General features: G+C 55.5%; 8 protein-coding genes. 5 read left to right on the forward strand and 3 right to left on the reverse strand.

Annotated features, from left to right (window positions below; translation table 11 throughout):
* The first annotated feature begins 139 nt into the window (after positions 1-139).
* The 5 genes from gltB (at position 140) to C2U41_RS19720 (ending at position 9971) form a co-directional block, all read left to right on the forward strand.
* Positions 140-4600, forward strand: a complete 4461-nt coding sequence (gene gltB, locus C2U41_RS19700) for a glutamate synthase large subunit (protein ID WP_146051400.1) — start codon at positions 140-142, stop codon at positions 4598-4600.
* A 12-nt stretch (positions 4601-4612) separates the two neighbouring features.
* Positions 4613-6031, forward strand: a complete 1419-nt coding sequence (locus C2U41_RS19705; protein ID WP_003025096.1) for a glutamate synthase small subunit — start codon at positions 4613-4615, stop codon at positions 6029-6031.
* A 199-nt stretch (positions 6032-6230) separates the two neighbouring features.
* A complete protein-coding gene (locus C2U41_RS19710) occupies positions 6231-7313 on the forward strand; it encodes a PDDEXK nuclease domain-containing protein (RefSeq protein ID WP_003025099.1) in 1083 nt (360 codons plus the stop codon).
* A 137-nt stretch (positions 7314-7450) separates the two neighbouring features.
* Positions 7451-8701 carry a cytosine permease gene (gene codB, locus C2U41_RS19715; RefSeq protein ID WP_003844832.1) on the forward strand — a complete coding sequence of 417 codons (1251 nt, stop codon included), beginning with the start codon at positions 7451-7453 and terminating at the stop codon, positions 8699-8701.
* The gene (locus C2U41_RS19720) at positions 8691-9971 is read left to right on the forward strand and encodes a cytosine deaminase (RefSeq protein ID WP_048241995.1); all 1281 of its coding nucleotides are present in this window, start codon (positions 8691-8693) and stop codon (positions 9969-9971) included. The genes codB and C2U41_RS19720 overlap by 11 nt, the downstream gene beginning before the upstream one ends.
* Positions 9972-10029: 58 nt before the next feature.
* Here C2U41_RS19720 and nanQ read toward each other — a convergent pair whose 3' ends face one another.
* The 3 genes from nanQ to C2U41_RS19735 all read right to left on the reverse strand — a co-directional run bounded on the left by nanQ (position 10030) and on the right by C2U41_RS19735 (position 12966).
* The gene (gene nanQ, locus C2U41_RS19725) at positions 10030-10497 is read right to left on the reverse strand and encodes an N-acetylneuraminate anomerase (RefSeq protein ID WP_003025108.1); all 468 of its coding nucleotides are present in this window, start codon (positions 10495-10497) and stop codon (positions 10030-10032) included.
* 2 nt (positions 10498-10499) lie between these two features.
* Complete coding sequence (gene nanK, locus C2U41_RS19730; protein WP_048241994.1) at positions 10500-11369, reverse strand: N-acetylmannosamine kinase; 870 nt, start codon at positions 11367-11369, stop codon at positions 10500-10502.
* Positions 11370-11475: 106 nt separating this feature from the next.
* Positions 11476-12966 (reverse strand): MFS transporter, encoded by a 1491-nt coding sequence (locus tag C2U41_RS19735; protein ID WP_032950325.1) that lies wholly within the window; start codon positions 12964-12966, stop codon positions 11476-11478.
* Between the last annotated feature and the right edge of the window lie 15 nt (positions 12967-12981).

Raw genomic sequence — 12981 nt, forward strand, 5'->3', positions numbered from 1 at the left:
GTTTGACCTGTGCGAAAAGGATAAAGAGGGCGAATGCGAGGTAAGCGTATGACACGCAAACCCCGTCGCCATGCTCTTGGTGTGCCCGTGCGCAACGGTCCAGATGGGAATCCCTCAGAGCCTGGGGAGGTTCACTGATATGTTGTACGATAAATCCCTTGAGAGGGATAACTGTGGTTTCGGCCTGATCGCCCACATAGAAGGCGAACCTAGCCACAAGGTAGTGCGTACCGCCATACACGCACTGGCCCGTATGCAGCACCGTGGCGCAATTCTTGCCGATGGAAAAACTGGCGATGGTTGCGGCCTGCTGTTACAAAAACCTGACCGCTTTTTCCGCATCGTGGCGCAAGAGCGCGGCTGGCGTTTAGCCAAAAACTACGCCGTCGGCATGATCTTTTTAAATAAAGACCCTGAGCTGGCTGCGGCTTCTCGTCGCATTGTTGAAGAAGAATTACAGCAGGAGACCCTGTCGATTGTCGGCTGGCGCGACGTGCCGACCAACGAAGGTGTTCTCGGTGAAATTGCGCTCTCCTCCCTGCCTCGTATCGAGCAAATTTTTGTTAACGCCCCTGCGGGCTGGCGTCCGCGTGATATGGAGCGTCGCCTGTTCATCGCGCGTCGTCGTATCGAAAAACGCCTCCTGCAAGACAAAGATTTCTACGTCTGTAGCTTGTCGAACCTGGTCAATATCTATAAAGGTCTGTGTATGCCGGCGGATCTGCCGCGCTTCTACCTGGACCTGGCAGACCTGCGTCTGGAATCGGCCATCTGCCTGTTCCACCAGCGCTTCTCCACCAACACCGTACCGCGCTGGCCGCTGGCGCAGCCGTTCCGCTATCTGGCGCACAACGGTGAAATCAACACCATCACCGGCAACCGCCAATGGGCGCGCGCCCGTACCTATAAGTTCCAGACCCCGTTGATCCCGGATCTGCACGACGCCGCGCCGTTTGTTAACGAAACCGGCTCAGACTCCAGTTCGATGGATAACATGCTGGAACTGCTACTGGCAGGCGGGATGGACATCATCCGTGCCATGCGCTTACTGGTTCCACCGGCATGGCAGAACAACCCGGATATGGATCCGGAGCTGCGCGCGTTCTTTGACTTTAACTCCATGCACATGGAACCGTGGGACGGCCCGGCGGGCATCGTCATGTCCGACGGCCGCTTTGCCGCCTGTAACCTTGACCGTAACGGCTTGCGTCCGGCACGCTACGTCATCACCAAAGACAAGCTGATTACCTGCGCCTCTGAAGTCGGGATCTGGGATTATCAGCCGGATGAAGTGGTAGAGAAAGGCCGCGTCGGCCCTGGCGAGCTGATGGTTATCGATACTCGCAGCGGGCGCATTCTCCACTCCGCCGAAACCGATGATGACCTGAAAAGCCGTCACCCATACAAAGAGTGGATGGAGAAAAACGTCCGCCGTCTGGTGCCGTTCGAAGACCTGGCTGACGATCAGGTCGGCAGCCGTGAACTGGACGATGACACCCTCGCCAGCTATCAGAAACAGTTTAACTACAGCGCTGAAGAGCTGGATTCCGTGATCCGCGTGCTCGGCGAAAATGGCCAGGAAGCGGTCGGTTCAATGGGTGACGATACCCCGTTTGCCGTACTCTCCAGCCAGCCGCGCATCATTTATGACTACTTCCGCCAGCAGTTCGCGCAGGTGACTAACCCGCCGATCGATCCGCTGCGTGAAGCGCACGTTATGTCGCTGGCCACCAGCATCGGTCGTGAGATGAACGTCTTCTGCGAAGCCGAAGGTCAGGCACACCGCCTGAGCTTTAAATCGCCGATCCTGCTGTACTCCGATTTCACCCAGCTTACCACCATGAAAGAGGAGCATTATCGCGCTGACCGTCTGGATATCACCTTCGACGCGACCGAAACTACGCTCGAAGAGACCGTCAAAGCATTGTGCGATAAGGCGGAACAGATGGTGCGTAACGGCACGGTACTGCTGGTACTCTCTGACCGCAACATCGCTAAAAATCGTCTGCCGGTTCCGGCGCCGATGGCCGTGGGCGCAGTGCAAACGCGTCTGGTAGAACAAAGCCTGCGCTGCGACGCCAACATCATCGTTGAAACCGCCAGTGCCCGCGATCCGCACCATTTTGCCGTCCTGCTCGGTTTTGGCGCGACGGCAATCTATCCGTATCTCGCGTATGAAACATTGGGACGTCTGATCGACACTCAGGCGATTGCCAAAGATTACCGAACCGTGATGCTGAACTACCGTAACGGCATCAACAAAGGTCTGTACAAAATCATGTCCAAGATGGGCATCTCGACCATTGCCTCCTACCGCTGCTCGAAGCTGTTTGAAGCCGTTGGTCTGCACGATGATGTGGTTGCGTTGTGCTTCCAGGGCGTGGTCAGCCGTATTAGCGGTGCAGGGTTTACCGACTTCCAGCAGGATCTGCTGAACCTCTCCAAACATGCATGGCTGGCGCGTAAACCTATCAGCCAGGGCGGTTTGCTGAAGTACGTCCACGGCGGCGAATACCACGCCTACAACCCGGACGTGGTACGCACTCTGCAGCAGGCGGTACAAAGCGGCGAGTACAGCGACTATCAGGAATACGCCAAGCTGGTTAATGAGCGTCCGGCGGCCACGCTGCGCGATCTGCTGGCGATTACGCCTGGCGATGAAGCCGTAAGCATTAGCGAAGTAGAACCCGCGACCGAACTGTTTAAACGCTTTGATACCGCCGCCATGTCTATCGGCGCATTAAGCCCGGAAGCACACGAAGCGCTGGCCGAAGCCATGAACAGCATCGGCGGCAATTCGAACTCCGGTGAAGGCGGCGAAGACCCGGCGCGCTATGGCACCAATAAAGTGTCACGGATTAAGCAGGTTGCTTCCGGTCGCTTTGGCGTAACCCCGGCATACCTGGTCAATGCCGATGTCATTCAGATTAAAGTCGCTCAGGGCGCGAAACCTGGCGAAGGTGGTCAGTTACCGGGTGATAAAGTCACCCCGTACATCGCCAAACTACGCTATTCCGTACCGGGCGTGACGCTGATCTCCCCGCCGCCGCACCACGATATCTACTCTATCGAGGATTTAGCGCAGCTGATTTTCGACCTGAAACAGGTCAACCCGAAGGCGATGATCTCGGTGAAGCTGGTTTCCGAACCAGGCGTTGGTACCATCGCCACTGGCGTAGCGAAAGCCTATGCGGATCTGATCACCATTGCTGGCTACGATGGCGGCACAGGCGCAAGCCCGCTCTCATCAGTGAAATATGCGGGCTGCCCGTGGGAACTAGGCCTGGTGGAAACCCAGCAGGCGCTGGTGGCTAACGGTCTGCGTCACAAGATTCGTCTGCAGGTCGATGGCGGTCTGAAAACCGGCGTCGATATCATTAAAGCGGCAATTCTGGGTGCAGAAAGCTTTGGCTTCGGTACCGGCCCGATGGTGGCGCTGGGCTGTAAATATCTGCGTATTTGCCACCTGAACAACTGCGCAACCGGTGTTGCAACTCAGGATGAGAAACTGCGTAAGAACCACTATCACGGCCTGCCGTTCAAAGTGACCAACTACTTTGAATTTATCGCCCGTGAAGTGCGCGAGCTGATGGCCTCGCTGGGCGTTACCCGCCTGGTGGATCTGATTGGTCGCACCGACCTGCTCAAAGAGCTGGATGGCTTCACCGCCAAGCAGCAGAAGCTGGAGCTGTCTCGTCTGCTGGAAACCGCCGAACCGCATCCTGGTAAAGCGCTGCATTGCACCGAGAACAACCCGCCGTTTGATAATGGCGTGCTGAACGCCCAGCTGTTACAGCAGGCGAAGCCGTTTGTCGACGAGCGCCAGAGCAAAACCTTCTGGTTCGATATCCGCAACACCGACCGTTCCGTCGGCGCATCGCTGTCGGGCTATATCGCTCAGACGCATGGCGATCAGGGGCTGGCGTCTGACCCGATCAAAGCGCACTTCAGCGGTACTGCAGGCCAGAGCTTTGGCGTGTGGAACGCGGGCGGCGTGGAGCTGTATCTGACCGGCGATGCCAACGACTATGTCGGTAAAGGCATGGCGGGTGGTCTGCTGGCAGTGCGTCCTCCGGTTGGCTCTGCTTTCCGTAGCCATGAAGCGAGCATCATCGGTAACACCTGCCTGTATGGCGCCACCGGTGGTCGCCTGTTTGCTGCGGGTCGTGCGGGTGAGCGCTTTGCAGTGCGTAACTCTGGCGCAATCACCGTGGTTGAAGGTATTGGCGACAACGGCTGTGAATACATGACCGGCGGCATCGTCTGTATTCTCGGCAAAACCGGCGTTAACTTCGGCGCGGGCATGACCGGCGGATTCGCCTACGTGCTCGACGAAGACGGTGAATTCCGCAAACGCGTAAACCCGGAACTGGTCGAAGTGCTGAGCGTGGACTCGCTGGCGATCCACGAAGAGCACCTGCGCGGCCTGATTACCGAGCACGTACAGCATACCGGTTCTTCTCACGGCGAAGAGATCCTGGCGAACTGGCCATCATTCTCGGCGAAATTCGCGCTGGTAAAACCAAAATCCAGTGATGTGAAAGCACTGTTGGGTCACCGTAGTCGTAGCGCAGCAGAGCTGCGTGTGCAGGCGCAGTAAGGGGTAGCAGCAATGAGTCAGAACGTATACCAATTTATCGACCTGCAGCGTGTTGATCCGCCGAAGAAGCCGCTGAAGATCCGTAAGATCGAATTTATCGAGATCTACGAGCCGTTTTCTGAAGGTCAGGCCAAAGCACAGGCAGATCGCTGCCTGTCCTGCGGTAACCCGTACTGCGAGTGGAAGTGTCCGGTGCATAACTACATCCCGAACTGGCTGAAGTTGGCGAATGAGGGACGTATTTTTGAAGCGGCAGAGCTTTCGCACCAGACCAACACCTTGCCGGAAGTCTGTGGCCGTGTATGCCCGCAGGATCGACTGTGTGAAGGATCCTGTACGCTGAACGATGAGTTTGGCGCGGTAACTATCGGCAATATTGAGCGCTATATCAACGATAAAGCGTTCGAGATGGGCTGGCGTCCGGATATGACCGGCGTTCGCCAGACGGACAAGCGCGTGGCGATTATCGGTGCGGGGCCAGCGGGCCTGGCCTGTGCTGATGTGCTGACCCGCAACGGCGTAAAGGCGGTGGTATTTGACCGTCACCCGGAAATCGGCGGCTTGCTGACCTTCGGTATCCCAGCCTTCAAGCTGGAAAAAGAGGTCATGACCCGTCGCCGTGAAATCTTCACCGGCATGGGCATTGAGTTCAAACTCAACGTGGAAGTAGGCCGTGACGTACAGCTCAATGATTTGCTGAAGGATTACGACGCCGTGTTCCTTGGCGTAGGAACCTATCAGTCGATGCGCGGCGGGCTGGAAAACGAAGACGCTGATGGCGTGTTTGATGCCCTGCCGTTCCTGATTGCCAATACCAAACAGTTGATGGGCTTTGGCGAAAGCAGCAATGAGCCATATATCAGCATGGAAGGCAAACGTGTCGTCGTGCTCGGCGGTGGCGATACCGCGATGGACTGCGTGCGCACCTCCGTACGTCAGGAAGCTTCGCATGTTATCTGCGCCTATCGTCGTGATGAAGAGAACATGCCGGGTTCGAAACGCGAAGTGAAAAACGCGCGCGAAGAAGGCGTCGAGTTCCAGTTCAACGTCCAGCCTTTAGGTGTGGAAGTGAATGCCAACGGGAAAGTGTGCGGCGTGAAAATGGCGCGTACTGAAATGGGCGAACCGGATGCGAAGGGACGTCGCCGTGCGGAGATCGTCGCTGGCTCCGAGCACGTTGTTCCGGCTGATGCCGTGGTCCTGGCGTTTGGTTTCCGCCCACATAGCATGGAATGGTTGAAAGAGCACAGCGTCGAACTGGATTCACAGGGGCGCATTATTGCCCCGGAACGTAGCGACAACGCTTTCCAGACCAGCAACCCGAAAATCTTCGCCGGTGGCGACATCGTGCGCGGTTCGGATCTGGTGGTCACCGCGATTGCCGAAGGTCGTAAAGCGGCAGACGGGATTCTGAATTACCTGGAAGTGTAAAAGAGCCTTCTCTGGCCCCTGTTCACGTTTGTCGACAGGGGCTTTTTTTCTCCGTATTTCTCCACCATTCTTTGAAAGCTACTCGCAATTAAGACTGCAAGTCTTTGTAATTAGTAGAACGTGGATTGACCACTTCAGCACCCGGGCGTATTGATCGCGGAATATTTTTACACCGTAACTTTCACGAAAGGGATGAAGTATGACCACGCCGACGTCACTTCAGGATGCAGATGACTATCAGCAAATCCATAACGGAATTGTTCGACTACTGGACACCGCGCGGACAGAAACCGTCCGTAGTATCAATGCACTAATGACGGCGACCTACTGGGAAATTGGTCGACGAATTGTTGAATTTGAGCAAGGTGGTGAATCCCGGGCAGCCTATGGCGCTCAGCTTATTGAACGGCTGTCAGTGGATCTAAACCAACGCTATAAACGGGGGTTTTCCATGGTAAACATACGGCAAATGCGTATGTTTTATCTTTATTTTCAGCAAATTGAGATTCAGCAGACACTGTCTGGTGAATCTCAAAATCTCATACAACTCGCCAAAACATTCCCACTACCCTGGTCGGCGTATGTCCGCCTCTTGTCTGTTAAAAATGCCGATGCCCGCACTTTTTATGAGAAAGAGACTCTCCGTAACGGCTGGTCAGTACGGCAGCTCAATCGACAAATTGCCACTCAGTTTTATGAGCGGACGCTGTTGTCCCGCGACAAATCCGCCATGTTGCAGAAGGCAGTCCCGACGGAGCCTGAAGTCTTGCCTGAAAAGGCCATCCGCGATCCGTTCATTCTGGAGTTTCTTGGCCTCAAGGATGAGTATTCAGAATCGGATCTTGAAGAGGCGCTGATCAATCACCTGATGGACTTTATGCTGGAGCTCGGCGACGATTTTGCTTTTGTTGGCCGCCAGCGTCGATTGCGCATTGACGATAACTGGTTCCGCGTCGATCTGCTGTTCTTTCATCGTCGTTTACGCTGCCTGTTGCTCGTTGATCTAAAAGTAGGCAAATTCAGCTATGCGGATGCCGGGCAGATGAATATGTATCTGAACTATGCCAAAGAACATTGGACGATACCGGGGGAAAATCCGCCAGTCGGGCTGATTCTGTGCGCAGGAAAAGGGGCGGGGGAAGCGCACTACGCGTTGAACGGCCTACCGAATACCATCCAGGCGAGCGAGTACAAAGTACAGCTACCTGATGAAAAATTACTTGCAGACGAGCTCATTCGTTCACAAACCATGCTGGGAACTCAACTCACAGACGCGGGTTAACTGTCGACCAAGGAAAATCAACGCAATCATCAACACCATAAATAATAACCATGTAAAGATTATACGTAATCGTTTGCTTTATTCTGAGAACTGTATATTATGCGACGGATTTTTTGGGCAAAATTCATGGAGGCGTTGTGTCGCAGGACAACAATTATAGCCAGGGCCCCGTCCCTCTGGCGGCGCGGAAAGGCGTGGTTCCACTAACATTTGTCATGTTGGGGCTTACATTTTTTTCCGCCAGTATGTGGACCGGTGGCACACTCGGTACCGGTCTTTCCTATAATGATTTCTTCCTGGCAGTTCTCTTCGGTAATCTTCTCCTCGGTATTTACACTGCATTTCTCGGTTTTATCGGCGCAAAAACAGGGCTCTCAACCCACCTTCTGGCGCGTTACTCATTTGGTTTGAAAGGTTCATGGCTTCCCTCACTGTTGTTAGGCGGTACGCAGGTAGGCTGGTTTGGCGTGGGTGTGGCTATGTTTGCTATCCCGGTGGGCAAAGCGACAGGAATTGACGTCAATATCCTGATTGCGGTTTCCGGTCTGTTGATGACCCTGACCATCTTTTTTGGCATCTCGGCGCTGACCGTTTTATCTATCATCGCCGTGCCTGCCATCGTCGTTCTTGGCAGCTACTCCGTCTGGCTGGCGGTGAGTGATGTCGGCGGTTTAGACCATTTAAAAGCGATAGTGCCGCAGACGCCGCTGAATTTCTCCACCGCCCTGGCGCTGGTGGTCGGTTCGTTTGTCAGCGCAGGAACATTAACCGCCGACTTCGTTCGCTTTGGTCGCAACGCCAAAGGCGCGGTGCTGATTGCCATGGTGGCGTTTTTCCTTGGCAACTCCTTGATGTTCATCTTCGGCGCTGCGGGCGCGGCTGCCGTTGGACAGGCGGATATCTCTGACGTGATGATTGCCCAGGGACTGCTGCTGCCCGCGATTGTAGTGCTCGGTCTGAACATCTGGACGACTAACGACAATGCGCTGTATGCCTCAGGTCTGGGATTTGCCAATATTACCGGCCTTTCCAGCCGTACGCTGTCGGTGGCTAACGGTATTATCGGCACATTGTGCGCGCTATGGCTTTACAATAACTTTGTCGGTTGGCTGACTTTTCTGTCGGCAGCAATTCCTCCGATTGGCGGGGTGATCATCGCCGACTATCTGCTGAACCATCGTCGCTATGCCGACTTCAGCAAAGCGCAATTTATTTCCGTAAACTGGATAGCGATCCTGTCCGTTGCATTGGGCATTGCCGCAGGTCACTATATTCCCGGTATTGTGCCCGTCAACGCCGTACTTGGCGGCGTATTCAGCTATATCCTGCTGAATCCACTTTTCAATCGCAGCCTTGCTAAATCACCAGAGGTCAGCCATGCAGAATAATAACATCACCCTTCGTCAGGCACGTTTACAGGGACGCGAAGGATTGTGGCAGCTCACGATTGAAAACGGGCGCTTCAGCCGGATTGAGCCACAGGACACCGCCACGTTACCGCAGGGCGAAGTGCTTGATGCCGAAGGCGGCCTGGCCATTCCACCGTTCGTTGAGCCACATATCCATCTGGACACCACGCAAACCGCAGGCGAGCCGAGCTGGAACCAGTCTGGTACGTTATTTGAAGGCATTGAGCGTTGGGCCGAACGTAAGGCAATGCTCACGCACGAAGACGTCAAAGCGCGCGCCATGCAGACGCTGAAGTGGCAGATGGCCAACGGCATCCAGTATGTCCGCACGCACGTTGACGTTTCCGATCCGACGCTGACTGCACTGAAAGCCATGCTGGAGGTGAAGCAAGAAGTCGCGCCGTGGGTAGAGCTGCAAATTGTCGCCTTCCCGCAAGAGGGCATTCTTTCTTACCCCAACGGTGAAGCGCTATTAGAGGAAGCCGTGCGTTTGGGCGCAGACGTCATTGGCGCGATCCCCCACTTTGAATTTACGCGTGAATATGGCGTTGAGTCGCTGCACAAAATTTTCGCTCTGGCGCAGAAATACGATCGGCTTATCGATGTGCACTGCGACGAAATTGACGATGAGCAGTCACGCTTTGTTGAAACCGTCGCGGCGCTGGCGCATCGTGACAATATGGGCGAACGCGTGACCGCCAGCCATACCACGGCAATGCATTCCTATAACGGCGCGTATGCTTCCCGCCTCTTTCGCCTGTTGAAAATGTCCGGCATTAACTTTGTCGCGAACCCACTGGTAAATATTCACCTGCAAGGGCGCTTTGATACGTATCCTAAACGTCGCGGCGTAACGCGCGTCAAAGAGATGCTGGAAGCGGAGATCAACGTCTGCTTCGGCCATGATGACGTCTTCGACCCGTGGTATCCGCTGGGCACCGCCAATATGCTGCAGGTACTGCATATGGGATTACATGTGTGTCAGCTGATGGGATACGGACAAATCAACGATGGGCTGAACCTGGTTACCACCCACAGTGCGAAAACCCTGCACCTGCAGGATTACGGTCTGAACGTGGGAAACTCCGGAAATCTGGTGATTTTAGCGGCAGAAAATGGGTTTGACGCAGTTCGTCGCCAGACGCCTGCACGTTATTCCATTCGTCACGGGCTAGTCATTGCTGAGACAGTGCCAAGCCAGACCACGCTGCATCTGGCGCAGCCGGAAGCGGTGACGTTTAAGCGCTAAGTTGTTCTATCCAGTGTCGGATGGCGCAAGCCTTGCCATCCGACACGGTCTCTCATCGTCAGGCTTGTAATAAGCTGGCGCGCACCTTGATCACGACCTTTTTGATTTCCCCCGGCCCCCCCACCATACAGCCCGGTTTATGCGGCTCGCCCGGCATAAAAATCGCAAATCTTCCCGGCTTCAGTACGATCGCCTGCTCATCGGCAATCTCGCTGCACAACTGATAGTCATCCTCAACATGCATCTCATCGCACTGGCGAGCAGAATCGGTCATCCCGAACAGAATGCGTTCTTCGCCAGACAACAGCACCTGAATATCAATGTACTGCTGATGCAGTTCCGCTTTCTTTTGCTCTGGGCTCTGCGTCGCAAACTGCATGACATTCATAAAAATAGTATCGCCCTGCAACGCGTAGCGCCCTGGCGTTTTCTCCTGCGGATTCGCCGCAATGGCAAGCGTTAATGCCTGCTGTAAGACCGGATGTAATCCGGCAGAAGGCAGTGAACGCAACTCATCTGATATCATCATCATTCTCCCTGGGCCAACAGCGCGGCCCCCAGTAATCCAGCGTCATGGCGGTAATGCGCCGCCAGTAATTCCACGTGATAGGCCAAGGGCTCTTGTGCCAGATAATGTTCCACCAGCGCCAGATATCCTTCAGCCAGCCCAACGCTGCCGCCAATCACCACAATCTTGCAATCGGTCGTGGCCTTCACATCGCCGATAAGCCTTGCCAAAGTACGCGCCGAGCGATGGATCAACCTGCTTGCCTGCTCATCTCCTTGCCCGGCGCGGCTAAAAATGGTTTTGGCGTCGCATCCAGCAAGCGTACCTTCGGCTGCAGCCGCGATCCCTCGACCGGAAGCAATCGCCTCGACGCAGCCCACACGTCCGCAGCCGCAGGCCGGTCCATTGGGATCCGCCAGCGTATGTCCTAAGTGCCCAGCCAGACCACCAGACCCGGTGAGTAACTTGCCGTTGCTGATCACGCCGCCGCCGACGCCTGTCGACACGGTGATAAACACCATGTCGCTTATCTCATCTGCCATAGCGTGGTATTCCGCCCAGGCCGCCGCCTGTGCGTCATTGACTGCCAGCGTCGGCAGGCCGGTGATTTGTTCCAGCGTTTGTGTTAGCGGAAAATGCATCAACCCGCCAAGGTTATGCGGATTCAGCGCCAGTAAAGCCCCCTCACGGATAATCCCCGTCGAGGCGATCGCCACCCGATTAGCACGCCCCTGTAGCGGTGCAACCAGTGCTTGCAGCGCAGCGCGCAGCGCCTCCGCCGTTTTGCTGGCGGGCGTCAGCAATTCACGCCGCTCGCGAATTTGCAGATTACTGTCTAACAGCGCGGCAGCCAGTTTGGTACCGCCGATATCAATTGCCAATGTGGTCATGACACCGCCTTCTGCATCGCGGTGATACGCTTTTTATCCCGTTGCTCAAGTAACGACATACTTCTTCCCTTACGCTAATAGCCCGGTTCAACACCGGGCAATGGGATTAACTTTTGGATTTCACCATGGTGCTTTTGTCACCGCCGAACGGCACAGCCCCGCTGAACGGTCGACCATCAATGGCATCATGCGTACGTAACGCTTCAGGACGCAGCCAGCGCTGTACGCGAGACGGCATATCGAGACCAATCAGCAGGATCACCACAAATGTCAGACCGAAAGAGAGCGATCCCAGCGCGGTGCCCAGATCCAGACGTTGGGCAATCAGCGCGCCGATGATCGGTGCCAGAGCCCCACCCAGTGCGCCCACGTTATAGGTGAAGCCCAGGCCCGCCGCACGCTGGTCGGTATCGAAATAGCCGCCAATCAATTTTGGTAAGATCCCGGAGATCCCCTGGCCGAGCATTTGCTGGAAAAACAGCAGCAAACCCAGTACCCAGACGTTTGAACCGCCTATCGCAAACACCGGAATAATCAGCAACTGCGAGGCCAGCAAACTGCAGACATAGGCTTTACGCGTACCCAGCCAGTCGCCAAGAAAACCGCCGACGCAACAACCGACCGCCGCACCAAAACCGCTAAAGAAGAGCACTCTGGCCACCGTGGAAGGATCGTACAGCAGTTCGGTTTTCAGATAGGTTGGCAACAGTGCCTGAATCGGCCACGAGTACAGGAAGGCGAATAGTACGACCACCATCAGCATGACGCCCGTCGGCCAGCGCTTCCCGCTGCTTTGCACCATAAAGCTAATGAAAATAAACGCACATATCAGGCCGAGGACCGCCACTATAGCCGCATTTTGCAGGTCGCCAGCAAAGCAGAACCACAGCGCGGTTGCAGCGGCGATCGTCATCAGAATATTAATTACCCGATGCTCGCCCCGGTAGAGAATATCCACCATCGTGCGCACTGGCGCTTTGCCTTCGTGTTTCTCTTTCCAGTCTTCCGCTTCCGGAATATTTTTACGCAGCCAGAGGGCGAAGATAATTGGCAGAATGCCGATGAAGAACAGCGCGCGCCACCCCCAGACCGGAACCACCAGGCTGTAGACCTGCGCGGCGATCACCGCGCCAACAGAGAAACCGGAAATCAGGAAGCCACTGGCTTTATTTCGCAGGTGTTTAGGCCAACTTTCAATAACATAGGTTGCACTGGAGCCGTACTCACCCGCCATTCCCATACCGATAACCAGGCGGGCGATAAACATGGTGGTGTAGCCCGGCGCGAAGCCGCAGGCCAGCGTCCCCACGGAGAACAGAATGATGCTGGTGACCATTGCCAGACGGCGTCCGTAACGGTCGCCCATTGCCCCCAGCACTAACCCGCCAAACCAACGGGAGATAAAGGCGGCCGAGATCAGGCTGGCGGCCTGCACCGTCGTCAGTCCGAATTCGCCCTGCACTTCTGTCAGCACCAGGGCGATTAACACAAAATCGAAACCATCAAGCAAATATCCCAGCCAGGCGGCGGAAAATGCCCGCCATTGTGCCCGATTGAGATGGCGATACCACGGGATGCTCTGGGTAGAAATACTCATTTTACTCTCCCGACG

Origin of the sequence: Citrobacter freundii complex sp. CFNIH4 (assembly GCF_002934505.1) — a bacterium.
Classification (GTDB): domain Bacteria; phylum Pseudomonadota; class Gammaproteobacteria; order Enterobacterales; family Enterobacteriaceae; genus Citrobacter; species Citrobacter freundii.